18 protein-coding genes are annotated in these 24,377 nt (G+C 30.0%); 11 read left to right on the top strand and 7 right to left on the bottom strand.

Translation table 11 applies throughout. The annotated features are described in order from the left end of the window. Positions 1 to 42 precede the first annotated feature (42 nt). From ACMHJW_RS08200 to ACMHJW_RS08175, 6 genes are all read left to right on the top strand, one after another. Positions 43 to 870, top strand: a complete 828-nt coding sequence (locus ACMHJW_RS08200; protein WP_413532924.1) for a 5'-nucleotidase, lipoprotein e(P4) family — start codon at positions 43 to 45, stop codon at positions 868 to 870. A 140-nt stretch (positions 871 to 1,010) separates the two neighbouring features. Then, entirely contained in the window at positions 1,011 to 1,688 is a 678-nt protein-coding gene (locus tag ACMHJW_RS08195; protein ID WP_413532923.1) for a response regulator transcription factor, read from the top strand. A 3-nt stretch (positions 1,689 to 1,691) separates the two neighbouring features. Beyond that, on the top strand, positions 1,692 to 3,029 hold the full coding sequence (locus ACMHJW_RS08190) for a sensor histidine kinase (protein ID WP_413532922.1): 1,338 nt from the start codon (positions 1,692 to 1,694) through the stop codon (positions 3,027 to 3,029). A 136-nt stretch (positions 3,030 to 3,165) separates the two neighbouring features. Next, a complete protein-coding gene (locus ACMHJW_RS08185) occupies positions 3,166 to 4,416 on the top strand; it encodes a TolC family protein (protein ID WP_413532921.1) in 1,251 nt (416 codons plus the stop codon). 4 nt (positions 4,417 to 4,420) lie between these two features. Further along, positions 4,421 to 5,512, top strand: coding sequence for an efflux RND transporter periplasmic adaptor subunit (locus ACMHJW_RS08180; protein ID WP_413532920.1), 1,092 nt, complete (start codon positions 4,421 to 4,423; stop codon positions 5,510 to 5,512). Positions 5,513 to 5,515: 3 nt separating this feature from the next. Next, complete coding sequence (locus ACMHJW_RS08175; protein WP_413532919.1) at positions 5,516 to 8,623, top strand: efflux RND transporter permease subunit; 3,108 nt, start codon at positions 5,516 to 5,518, stop codon at positions 8,621 to 8,623. Between the two features lie 87 nt (positions 8,624 to 8,710). Here the strand turns inward: ACMHJW_RS08175 and ACMHJW_RS08170 are convergent, their stop codons facing one another. From ACMHJW_RS08170 to ACMHJW_RS08155, 4 genes are all read right to left on the bottom strand, one after another. Beyond that, the gene (locus tag ACMHJW_RS08170; RefSeq protein WP_413532918.1) at positions 8,711 to 10,147 is read right to left on the bottom strand and encodes an FAD-dependent oxidoreductase; all 1,437 of its coding nucleotides are present in this window, start codon (positions 10,145 to 10,147) and stop codon (positions 8,711 to 8,713) included. A 303-nt stretch (positions 10,148 to 10,450) separates the two neighbouring features. Further along, positions 10,451 to 10,702: a DUF6952 family protein gene (locus ACMHJW_RS08165; RefSeq protein WP_413532917.1), complete on the bottom strand. Its 252-nt coding sequence runs from the start codon at positions 10,700 to 10,702 to the stop codon at positions 10,451 to 10,453. Further along, the gene (locus ACMHJW_RS08160; protein WP_413532916.1) at positions 10,683 to 11,000 is read right to left on the bottom strand and encodes a thioredoxin family protein; all 318 of its coding nucleotides are present in this window, start codon (positions 10,998 to 11,000) and stop codon (positions 10,683 to 10,685) included. The genes ACMHJW_RS08165 and ACMHJW_RS08160 overlap by 20 nt, the downstream gene beginning before the upstream one ends. A 159-nt stretch (positions 11,001 to 11,159) precedes the next feature. Continuing rightward, the gene (locus ACMHJW_RS08155; protein ID WP_413532915.1) at positions 11,160 to 11,786 is read right to left on the bottom strand and encodes a peroxiredoxin; all 627 of its coding nucleotides are present in this window, start codon (positions 11,784 to 11,786) and stop codon (positions 11,160 to 11,162) included. A gap of 344 nt (positions 11,787 to 12,130) precedes the next feature. On the opposite strand from ACMHJW_RS08155, the gene ACMHJW_RS08150 reads away from it, so the two are divergent. From ACMHJW_RS08150 to ACMHJW_RS08140, 3 genes are all read left to right on the top strand, one after another. Beyond that, positions 12,131 to 12,853: a GLPGLI family protein gene (locus ACMHJW_RS08150; protein ID WP_413532914.1), complete on the top strand. Its 723-nt coding sequence runs from the start codon at positions 12,131 to 12,133 to the stop codon at positions 12,851 to 12,853. Between the two features lie 528 nt (positions 12,854 to 13,381). Beyond that, positions 13,382 to 16,411 carry a SusC/RagA family TonB-linked outer membrane protein gene (locus ACMHJW_RS08145; RefSeq protein ID WP_413532913.1) on the top strand — a complete coding sequence of 1,010 codons (3,030 nt, stop codon included), beginning with the start codon at positions 13,382 to 13,384 and terminating at the stop codon, positions 16,409 to 16,411. Positions 16,412 to 16,417: 6 nt separating this feature from the next. Then, a complete protein-coding gene (locus ACMHJW_RS08140; protein ID WP_413532912.1) occupies positions 16,418 to 17,908 on the top strand; it encodes a RagB/SusD family nutrient uptake outer membrane protein in 1,491 nt (496 codons plus the stop codon). Between the two features lie 43 nt (positions 17,909 to 17,951). Here ACMHJW_RS08140 and ACMHJW_RS08135 read toward each other — a convergent pair whose 3' ends face one another. Next, a complete protein-coding gene (locus tag ACMHJW_RS08135; protein WP_413532911.1) occupies positions 17,952 to 20,099 on the bottom strand; it encodes an endonuclease MutS2 in 2,148 nt (715 codons plus the stop codon). Between the two features lie 116 nt (positions 20,100 to 20,215). On the opposite strand from ACMHJW_RS08135, the gene ACMHJW_RS08130 reads away from it, so the two are divergent. Both ACMHJW_RS08130 and ACMHJW_RS08125 read left to right on the top strand, forming a co-directional pair. Then, the gene (locus ACMHJW_RS08130; RefSeq protein WP_413532910.1) at positions 20,216 to 20,797 is read left to right on the top strand and encodes a TIGR00730 family Rossman fold protein; all 582 of its coding nucleotides are present in this window, start codon (positions 20,216 to 20,218) and stop codon (positions 20,795 to 20,797) included. A 61-nt stretch (positions 20,798 to 20,858) separates the two neighbouring features. After that, positions 20,859 to 21,542 (top strand): uracil-DNA glycosylase, encoded by a 684-nt coding sequence (locus tag ACMHJW_RS08125; protein WP_413532909.1) that lies wholly within the window; start codon positions 20,859 to 20,861, stop codon positions 21,540 to 21,542. 497 nt (positions 21,543 to 22,039) lie between these two features. Here the strand turns inward: ACMHJW_RS08125 and can are convergent, their stop codons facing one another. Continuing rightward, positions 22,040 to 22,684, bottom strand: coding sequence for a carbonate dehydratase (gene can / locus ACMHJW_RS08120; RefSeq protein ID WP_413532908.1), 645 nt, complete (start codon positions 22,682 to 22,684; stop codon positions 22,040 to 22,042). Between the two features lie 46 nt (positions 22,685 to 22,730). Continuing rightward, positions 22,731 to 24,275, bottom strand: a complete 1,545-nt coding sequence (locus ACMHJW_RS08115; protein WP_413532907.1) for a SulP family inorganic anion transporter — start codon at positions 24,273 to 24,275, stop codon at positions 22,731 to 22,733. Between the last annotated feature and the right edge of the window lie 102 nt (positions 24,276 to 24,377).

Raw genomic sequence — 24,377 nt, 5'->3', positions numbered from 1 at the left:
TTTGATTTGTAAGGCTTAATTTTGCAATTAGAATTTAGAGATATGAAACATATACAATTGATGCTTGGAAGCTTGATGATTTTAGGATTAACAGCTTGCCAAACACCAAAAATAGTTAGTGAACAACAGCCTGTTCAACAGAAAAGTTTGCAAGTTGATGGTAAAATTTATGCTGCATTTTTTCAGCAAAGAGCAGCTGAATATCAAGCATTAAGTCAACAAGCTTATAACGTTGCGAAAATGAGATTGGATGAAGCAATTGCTAAAAAAGGAGCAAAACCTTTGGCAATTGTAACAGATATTGACGAAACTTTTTTGGATAATTCGTACTATGCAGTAGAAATGGCGCGCCAGGGAAAAATATGGTCGCAAGAATCTTGGGCAAATTGGACTTCGAAAGGAATTGCAACTCCGTTGGCTGGTTCTCAAGAATTTTTTCAGTATGCAGCAAGTAAAGGAGTTCAAATCTTTTATATCACCAATCGATATGAAGAAGAACGTGCAGGAACTTTGGCTAATTTAGAAAAATACAATTATCCAATTCAAAGCGCTCAGAATTTAATTTTGAGAACAAAAGAAAGTAGCAAAGAAGCGCGTCGCCAAAATGTTTCAAAAGATTATGATATTGTATTGCTTTTAGGAGATAGTTTAACAGATTTTTCTTCTTTATTTGATAATCATAAATCAGAAAAAGAAAGAGCTACAGCAGTCGAAACTTTAAAAGCTGAATTTGGAAAACGATTTATTGTATTACCGAATGTAGGATATGGTGATTGGGAATCTGCAATATTTAATTATAAATATGATTTGACACAAGAACAAAGAGATTCCATCATATACGAAGCCGCAAGAGAAACACCAGTAGAATAAAATATATCAACAAAAAACTGTCTTAATTTGGACAGTTTTTTTGTTTTATAAAGAAAAGCGAAATTAAAATCGAATTAGAAAAGCCTTACTATTCATTTCATCTTAATCAAAATCCTTATTTTTGAAGAAACTGAAACAATATGCAAATATTAGTAATTGAAGATGATAAACGAATTAGTGATTTTTTGATCAAAGGATTGGAAGAAAATGGACATTTAATCACACTTTGTAAAGATGCAGAATCTGTTTTAGAAGAATTCCTTACTATTCATTTCGATTTGATTATTTGCGATATTATGTTACCAAAAATGGATGGAATTCAATTGGTACAAACGCTGCGTTACAAAAAAATATTTACTCCAATATTAATGCTTAGCGCGCTAAATACTGTCCAGGATAAAGTTTCAGCTTTAGATTATGGTGCGGATGATTACATTACAAAACCATTTCACTTCGACGAATTATTATCTCGTATTAAAGCTCTAACGCGCCGAAATCAATTTCGTTCACAAGAAACGCCAGAAAATAAATTAGTATTTGATGATTTAGAAATCGATTTGGATCAATATAAAGTTTTCGTGAATCAAGAAGAAACAGAGCTTTCTCCTCGCGAGTTTAAACTATTGAATTATTTGATTGAAAACATTGATAGAACAGTTACGCGAATCCAAATTCTAAATGCTGTTTGGGGAATAACATTTGACAATCATACCAATGTTGTCGATGTTTATATTTCCTATTTGCGCAATAAAATAGAACGAAACGGAACAAAATACATTCATACCGTGAAAGGTGTTGGTTATATGTTTAAAGCTTAAATTATGAAGTTAAAACATCGATTAGCACTTTATTCTGTTGTTATTTTTAGCATTATTATTCTCATTGTTTCTACAATTATTTACTTTTCTTTTTACAACCAAATGGAACAAAAAGAGTTTAAATCCTTGCAGAACAAAACACTTTTGGCTTCTATTTACTATTTAGAAAAAGACGAATTACCAGTTTTAGAGCATAATAATATTCAAAGTCAATTGGTAAAAACAATTTCCAGAAAAAATATTTTGATTGTTGATAAAGACAACAAAAAAATTCATGGAGATATGGTAGATAATCATGAAATATCAACACAATTTGTAGAGAATATTCGCTCAAATAAAAATGATTTTTTTGTAAGTAAAGATTATTTTTATGATGGAATTTTTTATCATGACAACGAAGGAGATTTCGTCGTAATTACACGAGAATCGAAACAAGAGTTTAATGAACAAATGCATTCTTTACTTCAGATTTTGATTTCAGTTTCTTTAATTAGTTTACTTTTTATTTATTTGTTTTCTAATTATTTAGGAATTATTGCTTATGAGCCAATCACAAAAATTATAGAACAAATAAAAGAACGTGATTCGAAGAATTTTACTGAACCTTTAAAGCTCAATAAATCATATACAGAGATTGAGGATTTGATCAAAACGTACAATAATTTTATAGATCGAATGGCGCAAACATTTAATGTGCAAAAAAACTTTATTGATTATGTTTCTCACGAATTACGAACGCCAATTACTGCATTATTAGGTACTTTAGAAGTAACCAATCATAAAAAAAGAACGCTCGAAGAATACGAAAATGTGATTGTACAATTGCAACAATATACCAATGATTTGCAAGAAACTTTGGACCAAATGATGTTACTTTCTGGTGCAAAAACAAGTTTCGAGTTTAGTCAAATTCGCATTGATGAGGTTGTTTGGCAAGTTATAGAAAATGCAGTTTTATATCATCAAGCTCGTATAAATGTAGATTTACAAGTTGAGAATGATAAATTATTAACCATTCAAGGGAATGAAAAATTATTAGAAGTTGCTTTGAATAATATCGTGAGCAACGCAATAAAATATTCGAATAATCAACCAATTTTAGTACAATTTCTAGAAATCAATAATCGTTTACAAATTCATATTTCTGATTTGGGAATTGGTATTTTAGAAACTGAAATTAAACAAATTAAACAAAATTTTTTCCGAGGAAAAAATACACAAGGTTTTCAAGGAAAAGGAATTGGACTTTCGATGGCGAATATCATTTTTACACTTCATCAAATCGAAGTAGAAATTGTTCCAAATAAACCAAAAGGAACAATTGTTCAACTCATTTTTTAAATAAAAACTTCTTAATTCATTTCTTTAAATTCTGATTATTAGGAACATTAATTTAATTTCTAATCTAATTCTAATCTAGCTTAAAACTTACCTTAATTTACCGCGACTACTTTTGATTTTTGAAAAAAGATTAAAAGTGAAGAAGATATATTTTACAGCAATAAGCATTTTTTTAGTTGTCCAAACTCAGGCTCAGAAAGTGAATTTAGAGAATTTGGAAGCTGCTTTTCTGCAAAAAAACTATGAATTAATTTCGAATAAATTTAATATTGATAAAATTGATGCAGAAATTATTCAAGAAAAATTATGGAATAATCCAACATTAAGCATTTCTGAAGTTAATCTTTGGAAAACGTATAATGTGGAAGAACAGCCTTATTTAATTGGAAAATATGGTAGAAATCAACAGATTTCTGTTGAATTAGAACAATTAATAGAAACAGCAGGAAAAAGAAAGAAAAGAGTTGCGATAAAGGAACTTGAAAAGAATTCTGCGCTTTTTGAATACGAAGAACTTCTTCGAGAATTGAAAAAAGAATTGAGACAAACTTATTTTTCTTTGGCTCGAACTTTAGCAGAAAAAAAAGAACTACAAAATAGTATTGAATTATTTGAACAAATGAACATGCAATATCAACGTCAAGCTGATTTGAAAAATGTTCCAAAAGCTGATTTTTACAGACTTCAATCCGAATTAATTGCTTTACAAAAAGAGCAAATCGAATTAGAAAATCAAGAAATTGAATCCATTAATAAGCTTCGTTTATTAACTCAAAATATAGATTTACAAGTGGATGAAATTGACTTTTCTGCATTTAATACACATTCAAAATTGATTCCGTTAGATGTTAAAAAGTTAGCTAAAAATCAAAATATCGCACTAAAAAAGCAAGAAAATGAAATTAATATGGCTGAAAAGCAATTGATTTTAGAGAAAGCTCAGCGCGTTCCAGATTTAGCTTTTCAAGTTGGTTATGATCGTGGCGGAAATATTATGCGCGATTTTGTTGGAATTGGAGTTAGCGTTGATTTGCCAATTTTCAATACAAATAAAGGAAATATAAAAGCTGCAGAAATCGCAGTTAGCCAGCAACAGTTCACGAAAAATGCAATTGATTTTGAATTGAATAATACAATTGATAGAATTCAAAATCAAATCAATCAATTAGACAAAGCGATTATTCAATGGAATAAAATGAATAATCAAGATCAATTGACTATGATTGAAAATTATAAAAAACATTTACAAAACAAACAAATTACTTTATTAGAGTTTATAGATTTTATACAGGCTTATCGCGAATCGCAACAAGCTTATTTGGATTTGTTGGAGAATTATCAAAACACTTTTGAAGAATTAAATTATATCGTTGGACAAGATTTTTAGAATGATGAAAAAGACTTTTTATTTTTTAACTGCTTTAACTTTTATTTTAAGTAGTTGTAACAAGCAAGAGACAGAAAAAGAGACGCAGGAAGAAACAAAATTTTGTTTGAATGATGAGTTGAAAAAATCAACAGAAATCCTTGATATATCAGAAAAACCAATTCACGAACAATTAACCTTATCAGGTAAAATAGAATACAATGAAAATGATTTGGTAGGTTTTAAAAGTTTATTGCAAGGAGTTGTAGATAAAGTAAATTTTGAATTGGGCGATTATGTTCGTCAAGGGCAAGTTTTAGCTGTTGTAAAATCGAACGAGGTTTTAGATTTAGTTCAACAAAAAAGATATTATCAAAATCAAATGGATTTGATTCGAAAACAAATCAAGTCGAAAAAAGAATTGTTGAATGATGGAATGGCTTCTCAACCAGAAGTAACAGAAGCTGAACATGAATTACGATCAAATCAAATTGAGATTGATAAGATAAATGCAACTTTAAAAATGTATCGTGCTGTAGGTAATGGACAATTCCAAATTTTAGCACCAAAGAATGGATACATTGTACAAAAAAGTATGAGCGTTGGACAATCGATCACATCAGAATCAGACGATAATTTATTTTCTATTTCTAATCTGAAACAAGTTTGGGTTATGGTAAATATTTATGCGAATAACTTACAATATGTGAAAAAAGGAGATGCTGTAAATGTAAGATCAATGGCTTATGCGGATAGAATTTATACAGGAAAGATTGATAAAATATACAACGTATTTGATGAAAACGAACATGTTTTGAAAGCTCGTGTTGTGTTAGAAAATCAAGATTTAAAGTTAATGCCAGGACTAAGTGCAGATATTATTATCAATAAAGAAAACATATTAGGAAATGCATTTGCTATTTCTAATAAAGCAAAAGTTTTTGAGAATAATAAGGAATATGTTGTTGTTTACAAAGATGATTGTACAATGGAAATAAGAAAAATTACAGCAATAGGGCAAAATGAGGAATTTACATTTGTTAAAGAAAAATTTGCTCCAAATGAAAAAATTATTTCTAGAAATGCGCTAATAATATTTGAGGAATTAAATAAATAATAAATGAAAAAGTTAGTACAATCAGTCGTAACTTTTTCGTTACGCAATACAACCTTTGTATTATTTGCTGTATTTGCATTGCTTTTCGCTGGTATATTTTGTTTGAAACATACGCCAATAGAAGCATTTCCAGATGTGACAAATACTAGAGCTCGTATTATAACGCAATGGCCAGGAAGAAGTGCAGAGGAAATGGAAAAATTGGTGACTTTACCAGTTTCCAAAGTAATGAACAGTATTCCACACAAATCTAATATTCGTTCTATTTCGCTTTTCGGATTATCTGTTGTAACGGTTCAGTTCGAAGATGGTGTAGATGATTTCTATGCACAGCAATATGTGTCGAATAAATTGAGCGGAGTAGATTTACCAGAAGGAGCTGATGCTGATATTGAACCGCCTTCAGGTGCAACAGGAGAAATCTTTCGTTATGTCATAAAAAGTGATTTACCAATAAAAGAAGTTACGGCAATTCAGGATTGGGTTATCGAGCGTGAATTACTTTCTGTATCAGGAGTTGCAGATGTTGTAAGTTTTGGTGGAGAAGAAAAAACATATGAAATTAAAATTAATCCAACTGAATTAAAGAATTATGATTTATCGCCTTTAGATGTTTATGAAGCGGTTTCTAAATCAAATATAAATGTTGGTGGAGATGTTATTCAGCAAGGAGATCAAGCTTATGTAGTTCGTGGTGTTGGTTTGTTAGACAAAATAGAGGATATCGGAAATATTACTGTTGCCCTAAATGGTTCTACGCCAATTCTTATCAAAAATGTAGCAGATGTTGTTGTTTCAAATAAACCTAGATTAGGACAAGTTGGTTATAACAATAATGATGATATGGTAGAAGGTATTGTTGTTATGTTACGTGGAGAAAATCCATCAGAAGTTATAGAAAATCTTAAAGCAAAAATAGAGGAATTAAATGAAAGAACTTTACCAGATAATGTCAAAATTGAAACAGTTGTAGATCGTACGAAATTGGTTGATAATACGGTACACACAGTTTCTAAAAATATTATCGAAGGAATTCTATTGGTTTCATTAATTGTTTTTGTTTTCTTATACAATTGGAAATCAACATTTATTGTAGCATCGGTTATTCCGCTTTCATTTTTATTCGCAATTATAATGTTGAAAATACAAGGATTGCCAGCGAATTTAATTTCAATGGGATCATTGGATTTCGGGTTATTGCTAGAAGGAACTTTGGTAATTGTCGAAACAGTTTTTGTCGCTTTAGCAACAATGCAACATAAAGTAGGAGCAGAGCGTTTCGCAAAAATGAGTAAAATGGGTGTCATAAAGAAAAGTGCAGGAAGTGTAGCTTCTTATATTTTCTTTGCTTTACTTATTCTTATTGTTGCCTTATTACCAATCTTCTCATTTCAAAAAGTGGAAGGTAAAATGTTTTCTCCTTTAGCATTTACATTAGGATATGCCTTGTTAGGATCTTTAATATTAAGTTTAACTTATGTTCCTGCGATGTGTAAATTGCTTTTCAAGAAAAACATGGTAGAAAAAGAAAACTTTATTACTCGATTTTTTCAAAAAACTATTTTCGGTTTATATGCAATTGCATTTCGATACAAAAAAGCTACAATAGGAATATTTTTAGGAATCTTAGCGCTTTGTTTGTTCAAATTCTCAAATTATGGTTCAGAATTTCTTCCGAAACTAAACGAAGGAGCAATTTATATTCGAGCAACTTTACCAAATAGTGTCAACTTACAAGAATCAACTCGATTAACAAAAGAGATGAAAGAATTGATGCAAAAAAATTGCGATGAAATAGATTTTATTTTGACACAAACAGGTCGCCCGAATGACGGAACCGATCCAACAGGATTCTTTAATATAGAATTTAATATTCAATTGAAAGATGAAAAAGATTGGAACCGAAAAATTTCAAAAGATGAAATTATTCAAGAAATGCGAAACAAATTGAATCATTATCCAGGAATTGTGTTCGGGTTTTCGCAACCTATTCAAGATAATGTTGAAGAATATGTAGCTGGTGTAAAAAGCTCATTGGTTATTAAAATTTTTGGGGATGATTTGTATGATTTAGAAAAATATGCAAATAAAGTCGCTTCTTCTATCGAAAAAGTAAATGGAATAACGGATATCAATGTTTACAAAAATATCGGATTACCAGAACTTAGAATAGAATTGAGTGATACAAAAATGGCAAAATATGGTATTAATACAGCTGATGTTCAGGCAGTAATAGAAATGACAATTGGAGGACAAGCAGCGACTAAGTTTTATGAAAACGATCGACAGTTTGATGTTATTTTACGTTTTCAGGAAGCTTATAGAGATACGCCAGAGAAAATTGCAAATATCTTGATTCCGACAAGTAATGGACAAAATATTCCTTTACAAGAAATCGCAACAATTGGTTATCAAACAGGTCCAGCTTTTATTTATAGAGAAGGAAATAGCCGATATATTGGAGTCGGATTTAGTATTGAAGGTCGAGATTTGGGAAGTACGATTGATGAAGCTAAAAAAGTAGTCGCGAAAGAAGTAAAATTGCCGAAAGAAAATTATATGGAATGGGCAGGAGAATTCGAAAGTAAAGAGCGAGCAGCAAAACAATTAACAATGGTTGTTCCGATTTCGTTAGTTTTGATTTTATTGCTATTGTATACAAATTTCGGAAACGTAAAAGATACAGCAATTGCTGCATTAACATTGCCTTTTGCATTCATCGGAGGATTTATTTCACTTTGGGTAACAGGAACTATTTTCGGAATATCAGCAGGAATTGGTTTTATTATTCTTTTTGGAGTTGCAACAATTGATGGAATTGTATTAATTGGTATTATTAGAGATAATTTGAAACATAGAATGCAATTAAAAGAAGCAATCGTTAATGGTGTGAAAAGTAGAATTCGTCCAGTTGTGATGATTGCGCTTATGGGATCTATGGGATTATTACCAGCAGCACTTTCAACAGGAATGGGATCAGAAATTCAGAAACCTTTAGCAATTATGATTGTGGGAGGATTAATTATCTGTTTAATCTTATCTTTTACAATTCTTCCAGTTGTATTTTATTACGCATATAGAAAAGAATATCAACATAAATATGTAGATTAATTTGTAATAGTTTATAAAAAAAAAGCGAGCATTAGCTCGCTATTTTTTTATATTTTATTTTGAATAATACACTTAATCAAAATTAATTTAAAGGCTAGAAGACCATTTAGAACCAAAGGTTACATTACCTTCTTGAAGAACAATATTCGAATGTAAAAATTTAGCTGCATCTGCTGATTTTTTTACTTTAACACTGCTACGTTCCATCATTTCTTTTTCGTAAGATTCTAAAATGTCTTTACGTAAATTTATTTCTTCATTTTGTCCATTATAAGCAGATGTTATTTTTTGAGCAAATAACAAAGCATCTAGTAATGCTTGATTAGCACCTTGTCCTTTGAAAGGGCTCATAGGATGTGCTGCATCACCAATTAAAGTTACTGGACCAACATTTTGTAATAAATCTGGGGTTAATAAATCTCGGTCATAAACAGGATATCCTGTAATTAATTCTGCTTTTGTTGATGCAATAATTTCTGGAATAGGAGAGTGCCAGTTCGTTCTTTTTGTTACTTCTGTTTTTAATGCATTAGAACCTTTTTTACTCAAAACGATAGCTTCTTCTTCGGATAAAGGAAAACTAAATTGCCACATAAGCGAATCTTTATCATAAGGCATCATGTACATACGCTCTGTTCCATTTGCTGTCTGAAATACTGTTGCTCCATCTAATAAATGACTTTCAACATTTTCTAAATCATCTAATTTGCAAATTCCTAAAATTACAATACAACCTAAATAACGTAACGGACTTTTATTTTCATCTATGATTAATCGGCGAACTGTGCTTCGTATTCCATCTGCTCCGACAAGTAAATCAGTTTCAAATTTTTGTTGAATTCCATTTACATTAAAAGTTAATTCTATTTTATCATTTATTTTATAATCAATTAATTGATGATTCCATAAAACTTGATTATCACCACCTAATTGATTCAAAAAAGCTAAACGCAAAGATTGTCTTGCGATATGAATATTGGTAAATTTATTCTTGTTTTTTGCTTCAATAGCTTCTTTATTTTGTAATTTTCTTATTCCCCATTCTCCAATTACATTTCCATCTATTTTATGTGCTAAATGCAAAGTAGAAACAATTCCTTCATCTAAAGACTGAATGCCAAATTTTTTCAATTCTTTACTCGCTTGTTGTAGCGTTAATCCATAACCTTGCGAACGATCATTGAAAGTACGATCTCGTTCAAAAAGAGTGAAAGGAATTTGACGATGCAAACAAGCTAATGCTAAAGCAATACCACCAATTCCAGCTCCAACAATAGCAATATGTGGATATTTTTTTTCGTTTGGTAAAGGAAGTTCATTTGTTGTCATTAATCCAGTTCCCGAGCAAATTGTACAAATTTGCATAGAACTTTTTGGTTTAGTAGGAATGGTAGAATTTTCAATCTTTTTAGATTGAGTAATAGAAGATTTATAGCGTATAAGTTTTCTTTTCGAAACGCCTTGACTTTTTTTTCCAAGTCCATTACAACTCTTACAGCTTATCCAATTTACTCGTGTATTCAATTTTAAAATTTTTACAAAAATAAGTTTAAAGTAACTATTTAGAAAAATCTAATCACAAAAGAATGTGTTTATGGAATAAATAATAAATTATTGGTTTAATTTCTTAGAAATTCTTAATGTAGATGATGAGGAAAATAAAATAATGTAGTTTGATGGATATTTTGAATTTTAGAAATAAATCCTTCAATATCATTTAGAAGTTATTCTCTTATCTAGAAATTAGGTATAAAAAAAATATATAATTCTACTTCGTTTTTATTTCAAGTAGAATTATATATTTAAGTTATTAGGAATTATTGACAACTATTTGTCAATCGAACCCATTACACGTTGCATAAAAGTATTGGCTGCAGTACGTTCGTCCATGCCTTCGTCATCCATCATTTGCTTCATTTCCATCGCTCCACAAATGTTAGAAATCATTTCACCAATTACTTCTTGTTCTGGTTCTTTTACAGCTGGAGATTCAGCATAAACTTCCAAAACTTCTAAAGCCGTTTCCATTGCTTCAACAGAAAGGTTTTTTGCTAAATTTTTAAATACCGGCAGTTTCATTGATTAATTCTTTTACAGCATCAATTTTAGATGCAGTTACTTGTCCTACATTAACTCCTCCTTTGAAAACAGCGAAAGTTGGTAAATTTGGAACTTCAGCTAATTTTCTTGATTCAACAAATTTCTCTGCATCAACATATAAAAACTCTGCTTTACCTTCGTATTCAGCTGCTAATTTTTTGAATTTTGGTTTTACCAAACGGCAGTTTCCACACCATCCAGCACCATATTGTACAATTACTAAGTTGTTATCAGCTACAACTTGTTGTAAGTTATCTTGTTCTAATTCTGCAAACATTTTATTAATTTTTAAAAGTTAAAAATTGGATATAAAAAAGGCCGTCTAAGTGTTGAACTTAGTGATTTTTATTGAAAATGAATTTCTTAAAATCTCCTGTCAATTTTTTAGACAGCCTCTTCGTGAATTTTGAAAATCAAAAGATTCTCAAGTTATTTTTTAGTGAGAAGCTAAGTAAGAAGCTACACCATCTTTAGTAGCGTTCATTGCATCTTTTCCTTCTTCCCAGTTAGCTGGACAAACTTCACCATATTTCTCAACATGTAAAATAGCGTCTAATAAACGTACATATTCATCAATGTTACGTCCTAATGGTAAATCGTTGATAGTTTCGTGACGAACAACACCGTTTTTGTCGATGATGAAAGTTCCACGGTAAGCAACTGGAGCTCCTTCAAATTTTAAAGAATCATTTTCTTCATTGTAAACATAATCACCTGCTAAAACACCGTAATCCATTGCGATAGTTTTTGCTAAATCTGCAACAACTGGATAAGTAACACCTTCGATACCTCCGTTATCTTTTGCAGTGTTTAACCATGCTAAGTGAGTTTCTTCAGAATCACAAGAAGCAGCGATTACAACAGCATCTCTTTTTTCGAATTCAGCTAATTTAGCTTGGAATGCGTGTAATTCTGTTGGACAAACAAAAGTAAAATCTTTTGGATAGAAGAATAAAACGATGTTTTTTTCTCCAATTGGCATTGAAAAGTTTTCTACGATTTCGTCTCCATCAATTACTGCAGGCGCTGTAAATAAAGGCGCTTTTTTTCCTACTAATGACATAATTTTAATTTTTTATATTTTGTTTTTTATTTCTTGATTTGATAAAACTAATTAAAGTTTTTATCTCTTTTTCTGCTACAAATTTAGAGTGATATTTTAAACTGTCCATATATTTTCAATTTCAAAAATAGATTAAACTATAAATAATATTTATGATATATGATTAATAATTATTATTGAGTTAATATTCTATTGAAATTCAATAAAACAACTCTTTTTATCTTATCTCTATGCTAATTTACAAAGATTATTCACCCTAAAGAATGATATTACTTATGTTGATGATTATTTAAAATGAATTAATTTTTATTTCTATATTAGTAGAATCATAAAAACACTATAAAATGCTAAAATATTTATTATTCGTCCTTCCAATGATTGGTTTTTCGCAAGATGCCGTCCGAGTAGAATATGAAGTTCAACAAGAATTTGATAGAAGTTCTATAAAAAAAACTTCAGCTAAAATGGAAGAAATGCTCAATAATTCTGAGAATAAACGATATTATTATGAATTGATTGTAAATGATACAAATTCCAATTTTACAGAGATTGAACGAATTAATAATGATCAGAAAGGGACAATAACTTCTCTTGGTTTAAGCAGTAATGTTAGTTCTAATATTTATAAAGAATTTAATACGAAAGAATTGTATGAAAATAGTAAAATGAAACCGAAGCTATTCGTTAAAGATTCAATGCAAACTTTTCCATGGATATTAACTAAAGAAGAATCAACAATACTGGGTTATAAAGTACGAAAAGCAACGTATACCAATCCAACGCAAACGGTAGAAGCTTGGTATGCTGTAGATTTGCCTTTTCGTGATGGACCTTCTCGTTACAATGGATTACCAGGTTTGATTTTAAAAATTAAATTCAAAATACCATTTACAAGAGATATGGATACAAATGTAAGTTTTACAGCCATTGATATAAAACCATACAAAGAAAAAATAGAGCTACCAAATAAAGCTATAAAAGTTACCAAAGAAGAATATGACAATGAAATGGAAAAGTCAAAGAGAAAATCAGGAGCAGTTATTTATCAAGGTGTAGAGAAAGATTAAAAAAAAGTTCGTGCATTCACGAACTTTTTTAAGGATAATTTTAAAACTATTCTTGATTAAAAAAATAAGGCGAATGAAACGATAAAAAAATGAATAATTTTTTTTAAAATAGTTCAAATTCGCCAAAAATAGCTGTTCGAATCGACTTTCCCTTTTTACGATTTTCTTTCCATTTCTAATCATCTAATTGATTAACAATGTTTAAGGTATTTTCTTGCCTGTTTTAATAAATTTCTATGATTTATATTTTAAATTTCTATTAATTCCATAGACTTTTAAAAAATAGGATTTTTTTTCTATTTATAATTTCTTCCAGATAATCTCATTTGTCGACTTCTGTTATTAGCTTGTTTTACGATTTGTTAAATTTTATGCTAAAATTTTGATAATAATTTAATTTTTTAACAATTATACATAAAATAATTATTTTAAATAAAATAGAAATTATTTCTAAAAATAAATATTATTTATATGTTTTATAGGATAATGTTCTTTAAATATTGAGATTTGCAGTATAAAAATTTATGAATGAAGAAAGTTCAAAATAAGTTAAGTCTTATAGCACTTTTGCTGTTAAGTTCTCTAACGTATGCTCAGATTAAAGGGCAAGTGAATGATGAATTAGGTTTTCCATCACAGGATGTAGAAATAAAAGTTAAAAATCAAGATCAAACATTTTATACGGACGAAAATGGACATTTTTCGATAGATCTTCCTTTAGGAACAATATTAATTATTAATGGCTCTGAATATAAAGTTGATCAATACGATTTGGGAGTTATTGATTTGAAACCAAAATCAGAAAGTGTTGATTTGGATGTTGTAGTTGTGAAAAGTATTTTCGAAGCGCCGCAATCAGCAGGAACAACAACTTTGAAAGGAGATGATTTCAAGAACTTAAATCCATCAACTTCAGTTGATCAATTGTTATCTGGGAAAGTTTCAGGGCTTTCTTCTCAAGCACAGAATGGTGCGCCAGGAAGTAATGCAAATGTTGTGATAAGAGGAGCAATTGGTTTGAATGGCGGTGTTAAAAATCCACTTTATGTAGTTGATGGAACATATTTGTCTGCTGCAGATATTGTTGCATTAAATCCAAATGATATAGAGGAAATGAAAGTATTGAAAGATGCTTCTCAAGTAGCTATTTATGGATCTCGAGGAGCAAATGGAGTTATTTTGATTACGACAAAACGTGCCAAGAAAAATGAAGGAATTATTTCGTATTCTTCTCGTATCGGGTTTGGTGAGAATCTAGGTTTCAAGAATATCAAATTAATGAATGGTCGTCAGTTTTTAAATTTTCAGAATGAAATAAGTCAATTAAATGATTTAGAAACAGGACGTAGTTTAGGTTTAGGTGTTGCAAGAAGTCAAGAAGAAATCGACAGATTATCTCAATATGATCATAGCTGGAAAGATGATATTTTTAAAAGAAGTATAATTAGTTCAAATTATTTCACTTTTAATAAAAATGATGGCGAAACAGCGCAATCTTTTTCATTGGGTTATGATAAAGATAATGGAACGGTAGAGTTTTATAAAGGTTTTGAGCGAATTACTTCTTCCATAAATCTTTCATCAAAAATGAAAGATTGGTTACGATATGGGATAGATGCAAATGGTGCTTATATGAAAAGAGATTTACCATCGGATATTTATAACTTTTCTAGTCCTTTCACCAATATTTATCTAAATTATCCATACGCCTCTGTTTATGAATTAGATGATGCAGGAAATGTGAAATTAGATGAAACCGGATCTCCTATATACAATTCGAATGTCAATATTTTACAAAATCCTGTTTTGGATCAAATGAAATATACGAATAATCAATATAGAAATTTTAGACTTTTTGGTTCAGGATTTTTAGAAGCAGATTTAACGGAGAAGTTAACTTTTAGAACAACTTTCGGAGCAAAATATAATCGAAATCAATTTGAAAGTTTCGTTTCGCCTTTGGCTTTTGTTTCAAAAAACCGTGGTACAGGAGGAAGCAAAGCAGATATAGGAGATGATCGTTTTGCTTACAATTGGAGAAATGAATTGAATTATATAAACAAATTTGATTTACATACATTACGTTTTACTTTAGCTTCAGAATATTCGAACGAAAGAAATTATAATATTACGTTACGCAGCGAAGGTTATCCAACTGGAGATAAAAGTGTACAAGCTTTAGCAAATAGAATTCTGAATTCTTCTTTGACTAATCGATGGGAAGAAGCACGATTTGGTTATTTAGGAGCTGTTTCTTATGATTACAATAGAAAGTATTTTTTAGATGTTTATTTCAGAAGAGATGGATCTTCATTAGCAGGATTAGATAAGCAATATGGAAATTTTTGGGGAGCTTCGGTAACTTGGGATGTTACAAGAGAAGACTTTCTGAAAGGAAACCAATATTTAACAGGACTTAAGTTAAAAGCTTCTTATGGAGAAGTAGGAGACGATTCATCTATCCAACGATACATCAATCAAGCATATGTGAATTTGACAGGAAATTATGGCGGAAATACTGTTGCAACTCCTCCTAGATACGAGATTGATCCTAAAATGACATGGGAAACTAATAGAAAATTAAATATAGGAACTGAATTTGATTTTTTCAGACATTTTATAACAGGATCTTTTGCATATTTTAATGATAATAGAAAGAATTTTATTTTCAGAACATTATTGCCAATAGAATCAGGAAATCTAAGTAAAACTGTCAATGCAGGAGAAATAACATCCAAAGGAATAGAACTTGATTTGAATATTGCAGCAGTTTCTCAGAAGAATTTCAAATTATCATTCTATGGAAACTTGACATCAATAAGTTATAAAATTAATGATTTGAATGGTAATAATCAATTATTAATTGGAACAGGAGATGAGATTTCACCAAGTATGGTTCATGTAAAAGGGCAATCTCCTTATCAATTTCGTTTGGTGCGTTATGTAGGTGTTAATCCAGAAAATGGAAAAAACTTGTATTTAGATAAAGCAGGCAATATTACAGAAGATTATAAAGCTGAAGATGCTGTAGCAACTGGGAAAACTCCTCTTCCAAAATTATATGGAGGATTTGGACTAAATACGAGCATTTATGGTTTTGATATTAGTGCTGATTTCACTTATTCTTTAGGAGCTTACATGTACAATTATACGTATAGAGATTTAACAAATGCTCCAATGAATTTTAATCAAGTTGTAGAAGCAAACGATTATTGGAGAAATCCTGGAGATCATGCTAAGTTTGGTCGACCAACAACTTTAGGAGAACAAGAATCTACAAAATATTTAGAGAAATCGAATTATGTAATGTTCAGAAATCTTTCTATTGGTTACACATTTACAGATTTAGTGAAAAATACATTTATCAAAAACTTGAGGCTTTATGCTCAAGTTCAGAACTTAGCTTTGTGGACAAAATATCATGGAGATCCAGTTTCTGCAACAGGTTCTCAAAGTATGATGAGTGTTACTGATTCAGGATATGTTTCAGGTTCATATTCATTATTTACATATCCTCAAGTTCGCACTTATTCATTAGGTTTTAACATTACATTTTAAGAAATCATGAAAAAAAATATAATTCTACTTACAGTTTTTGGACTGTTATCAATATTTAATTCTTGTTCAGATGATGACATCATAAAAGAATCTCCAAATGATGTATTGGTTGATGGTTTTTACAAGACAGAAGGAGATTTTACAAAAGCAATTTATGGATTGTACCAAGATTTTAAACAAATCGGCTTTTATGGAGGAAGTGGTTATTCCCGAGATTTAGTTGTTGTAGGAGATATTCTTTCAGATAATTTATTATCAAATTACGGAGGAAGAGGATCTAATCGTCCTGCAAATAACTGGACATATGATTCTAGCCAAACGCCAACAGATATTTATGAAGCTGGATATAGAATGGTTTCAGATGCTAATTTCATTCTTTCTAAAATCGATAATCTAAAAGATGGAGAATTTAAAAATAGAATAAAAGCAGAAGCAATATTGATTCGTGCAATTGCACATTTTGAAATTGCCAGACATTATGCTCAGATTCCAACTCAAAGTGCAAATTCGGCTTCTACAATCGGAATTCCTTATTTAACAACTTATAATTCGGAGTTTAAACCAAGTCGAACAAAAACAATAAAAGAAGTTTACGATGATATTATTCAAGATGTAGAAAGTGTTATCAATAATTTGCCAAATAATTATCAAGATATCAATCGTCTTAATCAATATTCAGCAAGTGGATTTTTGAGCCGTGTATATTTATATAATGGCAATTATGACAAAGTTATTGAACATGCAGAAAAAGTAGTGAAAGCTGTTCAACCAACATCGAAAAATGATATTGAAAATTTTTGGTCATCAAAAACAAGTAAAGGAAGTTTATTTGAAATTCCTTATTTACAAGCCAATGATCCATCAATCGGTTCTAATTTTGGATATGGAACCAACGCAAACAATATGGTAATGGAATTCTCTGTAGACAAAGCTTTGTATGATTTGTATGACGAATCGACTGAACCAGAACGAAAAAAATCATATTTCAAGATTTATAATTTAGCTGGAGATGCAAACAATGCAAATATTATTGTCAATAAATATTATCCAAGCAATATTAAAAATTATATCAATAATGCAAGATATTTGAGAGTAGAAGAAGTTATTTTCAATTTGGCGGAAGCTTATTATTTGAAAGGTAATTTTGATCAAGCGCTTCAAACATTAAACATTGAAAGAGCACAGCGATATTCAACTTTTAAAGGAGAAGAAAAAGGAGAAGAATTATTTGAAGCAATTATCACAGAAAGAAGAAAAGAATTAGCTTTTGAAAATGGAGATCGATGGTTTACTCTGAAAAGACTTTTAGGTGTGAAAAATATTCCATCAAAATATAATCAAGGAATTAAACGATCTGGAAATGGATATAGAGCGGATGGAAGCGGAACTGCGCCTGTTCAATTAGAATTAAAAGAATCTGATTACAGATGGCAATTACCAATTCCGAAAGAAGCAATAAACAGAAACGAAAATCTAGATCAAAATAAAGGATATTAATAATAAAAAAGGAGCTTACTTAAAGCTCCTTTTTTTATTCTTTTTAGATTTTATAAACTTCATTTACATTTATTTGTGTTGTAAATAAACCATAGTTTACAAAAACCGTATCTTTTTTTATCTTATCAATTGTTCCAACACTCGACGAACCATGAATTTTTACACGATCACCAACTTTCAGCGCATCAATTTTTTTCTGAGTAGCAGCTTTTTCTTTCTTTTCGATAACTTCTTTTTGTTGAGAAATAGTTTCAGAATTTTCTTTTAATTCACGTTTTACTTCTTTCTCTACAATCTTTTCAATTTTCTTTAATTGCTGAACTTCTTTTGTTTTTTTCGAATTTTCCATTTCAATTAACTTCAAGAAATTCGAAATCATTTGCTTTTTGTTTTTCGTTTTCAAATAAGAATCAGCCATATCCGAAATACGTTCACCAAGTTTCAAACGTTTCTGTTCTCGATCATATAATTGTTGAAAATCATATAATTTTTGTTGAATTTTTTCGTTCGTTTGTTCTAATTTTTCGTTGTGTTCAATATTAGTTTCGCGCAATTCTTCAACATGATCTTTTGTTTTCTGAATTTCAAATTTCTCTTGTTGAAGTTTTAAAATTGTTTTATCCAAACTTACTTTTTCACTTTCAACTTTTTTCTTTGCACGATTAATCAAGCGAAACGGAATTTTATTCTTTTCCGCAACTTCAAAAGTAAACGAACTTCCTGCTTGTCCAATTTCCAAACGATAAAGCGGCTCCAAAGTTTTTTTGTCAAACAACATACAAGCATTTATCGCTTCTGGCAAACTTTCTGCACTTAATTTTATGTTTGTGTAATGCGTTGTAAAAACACCAAAAGAATTACGTTCGTAAAATTCTTCAAAGAAAACTTCTGCCAAAGCTCCACCTAATTCCGGATCAGATCCAGTACCAAATTCATCAACTAATAATAACGTTTTATCATCTGCGTTTTTCAAAAAATACGACATTTGTTTTAGACGATAACTATAGGTTGATAAATGGTTTTCGATAGATTGATTATCACCAATATCTGTAAAGATTTGATTAAAGAAACCGAATTGACTTTCGTCTTTTACAGGAACTAAAATTCCACTTTGAATCATGATTTGAAGTAAACCAATTGTTTTCAATGTAATTGATTTTCCTCCAGCATTTGGTCCAGAAATAATGATAATGCGACATTCTTCATTAATTTCTAAGCTTTGTGGAATTGTTTTTTCTGCTTTTCTCTTATTATTTAAAAATAAAACAGGATGATAAGCATCAACCAATTTGATAATTCTTTTCTCAGAAAGTTGAGGTAAAATCCCATTAATCAAAAAAGCATAATTAGCTTTTGCTTGTGTAAAATCGATGTATTCCAAAAAGGTCTGATATTCTTCTAGATTTGGTTTATAAGCAGCAATTTGTGCTGTTAAATCTAACAAAATCTGAATAATCAAATGCTTTTCTTCTTCCTTTAATTCCTCCCATTCACGACGAGGATTTAGAACACTTTCTGGCTCTATAAATGTAATAGAACCTGTTTTAGAAGTTCCTAAAAACTGTCCTTTTACACGCTTTCTCAAAGCCGATTTAACTGCTAAAACACGACGATTTCCAACAACAGATTCACGAATATCATCTAAATAATCAGAATGATAAGCCATTGATTTGTTGAATAATTCGGTAATTCGTCCATTCAAATGACGTAAACGTTCGCGAACAATTTTTAATTCTGGGCTTGCATCATCTTTTATTTCTCCAAATTTATTGAAGACTTGATCGATTACTTTTACAATATTTTTCTCATAAGTAATCGTTGAAGCTTTCTCGAATAAAACGGGCGCATATTCGTTGAAAGTTGTCAAATATTTCAAGATTTCTTTCACTTGAAGTGTATTTGCCTTTATTTTGAAAAATTCTTCAGCAGGCAAATAATAATTTTCGATTTCTAATCGGCTTAGATTCTCATCTAAAATATAATATTCTGAAAAAGGGAAATGATTTCCTGTTTCAAAACTTGTTAAATATTCGTTTGTCGTTTGTAGATCTTGTACCAAAAGTTGGTGATCTTGATAAGGTTTTAAGTTGAAAATAAACGCTTCAACTTTTTCTGTATAAGCAAATTCTGCGATTTCTTTCTGAACCGCATTAAATTCTAAATCTTTTAAAGTTTGTTCTGATATTTGCATTAATGCAAAATTACGGATAAATTCTTTAGCTTAATAAAAGACAGATAATACTATTTACAAATAGATTTAATAATTTATTAAATCTTAATTCATTTTTTGATTTATATATTTATAGAATGAAAAGATTAACAGTGTTTTGTGGCTCAAGTAATGGCTCAAATAAGATTTTTACTGAAGAGGCATATAAATTAGGTAAAAAACTTGCAGATAATAAGATAGAACTTGTTTATGGAGGAGCAAATGTTGGACTAATGGGCGTTATTGCTGATTCCGTTTTAGAAAACAAAGGTGTTGCAATTGGAGTTTTACCAAATTTTTTGAAGAAAGTTGAAGTAGAACATAATGAATTAAGTGAGCTTATTTTAGTTGATTCTATGCACGAACGAAAGGCAAAAATGAACGAACTTTCTGATGGAGTTATAACTTTACCTGGTGGATTTGGAACACTTGAAGAATTTTTCGAAATGTTGACTTGGGCGCAATTAGGATTACATAAAAAACCAATAGCAATTTATAATATTGATGGTTTTTTCGACGAACTTTTACTTTTTATTAAAAGTATGGTAATTAAAGGCTTTCTGAAACAAGAAAACTATGATATGCTAATTGTTAGTAATGATTTAGATATTTTATTTGATAAAATAAAAAATTATAAAGCACCTACGGTTGGCAAATGGATAAATGAATCTCAGATTTAGTTCGAAAAATTACTTTGATGTATATAAAAAAGAATAATTTTGTTTTCATAAATAGAATGATATGAATGTGAAATTGGATGCTTCTTGGAAAGAAGTTTTAAAAAATGAATTTGAGAAAGATTATTTTAAAACGTTGACAGATTTTGTACGAAATGAATACAATACAAAGACGATTTATCCGTCTGCATCCAAAATATTTTCTGCATTTGATCACACCTCTTTTAATGATGTAAAAGTTGTTTTGATAGGTCAAGATCCATATCATGGAGCTGGACAAGCCAATGGATTGTCATTTTCGGTTGCCGATGGAATTAAATTACCACCAAGCTTACGCAATATTTACAAAGAACTAAATGAGGATTTAGGAATAGAAATTTCCACTTCAGGTAATCTCGAATCTTGGGCAAACCAAGGTGTTTTGATGCTAAATGCGACTTTAACAGTTGAGGCTTCAACTCCAGGATCACATCAAAATAAAGGTTGGGAAGAATTTACAGATGCTGCAATAGAGGCACTTTCTAGTCAGAAAGAAAACCTTGTTTTTATTTTATGGGGAGCTTATGCACATAAAAAAGGAGCAAAGATAGATCGTGAAAAACATTTTGTGATTGAGTCTGCTCATCCATCGCCATTTGCAGCACATCGTGGTTTCTTTGGGAGTAAACCTTTCTCGAAAACGAATTCATTCCTAAAAAGCAAAAACATAAAAGAAATAGATTGGAAAGTACAAGCTAAATCAGATTGATTTTTAATAACTAATAATCTTAAATATATTTTTATCTATTAAATCAATAACCAATTTTGTTTATAAATTTTATGATGTTCCATTACAGAAATGATTTTCCAAAAGATTTAGCTCTAGAAAATGCTTCGACTCATATTGGAATTTATATGAAGTGGAGTGTAAACAATGATTTTTAATTTCTTCTGAATTGAAAGCAATTTACAAACAGGAATTGATTCAGTAAGTAATACATTTACAGGGCAGAGTTTATTAAAAATTGTAAATTATTATTACTAAAATGATATTGTTTTTTCAAAAAAAAACGGATCGTATTTAGAAGGTTAATTATTTATATTCAGGAAGATAATTGATTAAAAATCTGTTTATAATGTTTAAGATCTAGAAAAAAATATTTGCTTACTACAAAGTAGATTTAGAAATTGAAAATATTTAATTAAACCAAAAAAGCCACTCAATTTTGAGTGGCTTTTACATTACTAAAAAACTATCTAAACCAATTATTGTGTAATATCTAATTGGAAAACTTGATCTAGTTCTTCATTTGAGTTTAACGAAACATCTAAATCATTTACTACTCCAGTTCCAATTCCATAAACCCAACCATGAATATGTAATTCTTGACCATTTGCCCAAGCATTTTGAACAATAGATGTTTTTGCTAAATTAAAAACTTGTTCTTTAACGTTTATTTCGACAAAACGATTGAATTTTTCATTTTCGTCTTCAATATTATTTAATTCATCTTTATTGAATCTGTAAACATCTTTAATGTGTCGTAACCAATTGTCAATTACTCCAACAGAAGCATTTCCCATTGCGGTTTTTACTCCACCACAACCATAATGCCCACATACAACAACATCTTTTATTTTTAAGACATTTACTGCATAATCTAGTACAGATAACATATTCATATCTGTATGAACAACCATATTCGCTATATTACGATGTACAAAAACTTCTCCTGGTAAAGCTCCAATAATTTCATTGGCTGGAACTCGACTATCTGCACAACCAATCCATAAAAGATGAGGTTGTTGACCATGAGCTAATTTGCTGAAAAAATCTGGATCTAAATCTAATTTTGATTCAACCCAAGCTTTGTTTTTATCTAATATACTTTTATAATATTCGTTTATCATTTTGTTTGTTTTTTTTATTTGTTTTAAAAGTGTGAGAAGGTTATGATTAATGTCCGCTAGCTACTAAAACGTAACCAAAGAACTCTCTAAACGATTCTGGATTATCTACTGTTCCACGTTCAGAGATTAATCGAATGTTAATGTTATTATTTTTTGCTTTTACTTTAAATTCATCTAAATATTCGACAATATCATAATCTAGAATACGAGTTTTTCTAACATCTAATTCTAAGTTAGAACCAGGCTTTAATCCATCTAATTCTTTTACAATAGCACCGCGGTTAACAAAAGTTACTTCTTCCGCTAAATTCATATGGAAAACATTTCCATCTTTTACTAACATTACGTGAGAGTTGTTGTAAGATTTGATTAATGAAACAACAACACCAACAATAAGACCAATAATAATACCTTTTAATAAGTCTGTTGCTAAGATTCCAATTACCGTTACAGCGAATGGGATTAACTGATCTTTTCCTAATCGTTTCATATCCAAAAATTGTTTAGGATTACCTAATTTGTATCCAATTACTAATAAGATTGATGCTAAAACAGCATTCGGAATTAGATTTAAAAACATTGGAATTGAAATAACACTTACTAATAATAAGAATCCGTGTGTGATAGTTGATAGTTTTGTAAGTCCTCCACTCATAGCATTAGCAGACGAACGAACGATAACCTGTGTAACAGGTAAACCACCAATAAAACCTGCTAAAGAATTACCAACACCTTGTGCAATTAATTCTCGGTTTGTAGGTGTTTGACGCTTTAAAGGATCTAACTTATCACTCGCTTCTACAGAAAGTAAAGTTTCTAAAGATGCCACAATTGCAATTGTAAATGCAACTTGCCAAACCATAGGATTTGTTAATCCAGAAGCAAAATCTGGCATTGTAAATTGTCCTAAGAAATCTGAAATGTTTTCAGGAACAGGAACTTTTACCAATAAATTATGATCGATCGAGAAAACCTCGTGGTTTGTATCACCGATTGTAACTTGGTACAAAATACCAATTAATACCGCAACCAATGATCCTGGTAATAATTTGAAAAAGTTAGATTTTTTTGCTAAAACATTATCCCAAACAATCAAAATAAATAAAGAGATTGCTGTAATAACTATTGCTCCTGGCGTGATGAAATCTAAACTGAAACTACCAAAATCAAATGTTTCTTGATAACCAAGTGCTAAAGGAATTTGCTTTAAGAAAATTGATATACCGATTGCACATAGCATTCCTTTAATTACAGAGGATGGGAAGTAATAACCTATGACTCCGGCTTTTAGAATACCTAATAGTATTTGAAAAATTCCAGCAATAACTACTGCAACTAAAAATACTTCGTAACTACCCAAATCTGTAATGGCAGTTAAAACAATAACAACCAAACCAGCTGCTGGTCCAGAAACACCAATTTGAGATTTAGAAATAAGACCAACTACAATTCCTCCTACAATTCCGGCGATAATTCCGGCAAATAAAGGTGCTCCACTGGCCAACGCAACACCTAAACATAAAGGTAATGCAACGAAAAAGACAACAATACTCGCAGGTATGTCCTTTTTCCAATTTTGAAAAAGATTCATAATGTTTTTAAAATGAATTATTTAATAATTTAAAATGATAAAAGTAATTTTGCTGTCTGATTCAAATGCTTGAATAGAATGACGCAAAAAACAATAAAAAAA

Source organism: Empedobacter brevis (genome assembly GCF_965118635.1).
GTDB lineage: Bacteria > Bacteroidota > Bacteroidia > Flavobacteriales > Weeksellaceae > Empedobacter > Empedobacter brevis_A.
Note: the sequence above shows the minus strand (reverse complement) of the source record. Positions and strands in the feature narration are given on the sequence as shown.

What these genes read in the sequence shown, in the direction of transcription:
- ACMHJW_RS08130 (WP_413532910.1), top strand. Translation starts at nt 20,216, where the DNA reads ATGAAAAGATTAACAGTGTTTTGTGGCTCAAGTAATGGCTCAAATAAG.
- ACMHJW_RS08160 (WP_413532916.1), bottom strand. Translation starts at nt 11,000, where the DNA reads ATGTTTGCAGAATTAGAACAAGATAACTTACAACAAGTTGTAGCTGAT.
- ACMHJW_RS08125 (WP_413532909.1), top strand. Translation starts at nt 20,859, where the DNA reads ATGAATGTGAAATTGGATGCTTCTTGGAAAGAAGTTTTAAAAAATGAA.
- ACMHJW_RS08140 (WP_413532912.1), top strand. Translation starts at nt 16,418, where the DNA reads ATGAAAAAAAATATAATTCTACTTACAGTTTTTGGACTGTTATCAATA.
- ACMHJW_RS08190 (WP_413532922.1), top strand. Translation starts at nt 1,692, where the DNA reads ATGAAGTTAAAACATCGATTAGCACTTTATTCTGTTGTTATTTTTAGC.
- ACMHJW_RS08195 (WP_413532923.1), top strand. Translation starts at nt 1,011, where the DNA reads ATGCAAATATTAGTAATTGAAGATGATAAACGAATTAGTGATTTTTTG.
- ACMHJW_RS08175 (WP_413532919.1), top strand. Translation starts at nt 5,516, where the DNA reads ATGAAAAAGTTAGTACAATCAGTCGTAACTTTTTCGTTACGCAATACA.
- ACMHJW_RS08135 (WP_413532911.1), bottom strand. Translation starts at nt 20,099, where the DNA reads ATGCAAATATCAGAACAAACTTTAAAAGATTTAGAATTTAATGCGGTT.
- ACMHJW_RS08115 (WP_413532907.1), bottom strand. Translation starts at nt 24,275, where the DNA reads ATGAATCTTTTTCAAAATTGGAAAAAGGACATACCTGCGAGTATTGTT.
- ACMHJW_RS08150 (WP_413532914.1), top strand. Translation starts at nt 12,131, where the DNA reads ATGCTAAAATATTTATTATTCGTCCTTCCAATGATTGGTTTTTCGCAA.
- ACMHJW_RS08145 (WP_413532913.1), top strand. Translation starts at nt 13,382, where the DNA reads ATGAAGAAAGTTCAAAATAAGTTAAGTCTTATAGCACTTTTGCTGTTA.
- ACMHJW_RS08155 (WP_413532915.1), bottom strand. Translation starts at nt 11,786, where the DNA reads ATGTCATTAGTAGGAAAAAAAGCGCCTTTATTTACAGCGCCTGCAGTA.
- ACMHJW_RS08180 (WP_413532920.1), top strand. Translation starts at nt 4,421, where the DNA reads ATGAAAAAGACTTTTTATTTTTTAACTGCTTTAACTTTTATTTTAAGT.
- ACMHJW_RS08165 (WP_413532917.1), bottom strand. Translation starts at nt 10,702, where the DNA reads ATGAAACTGCCGGTATTTAAAAATTTAGCAAAAAACCTTTCTGTTGAA.
- ACMHJW_RS08200 (WP_413532924.1), top strand. Translation starts at nt 43, where the DNA reads ATGAAACATATACAATTGATGCTTGGAAGCTTGATGATTTTAGGATTA.
- can (WP_413532908.1), bottom strand. Translation starts at nt 22,684, where the DNA reads ATGATAAACGAATATTATAAAAGTATATTAGATAAAAACAAAGCTTGG.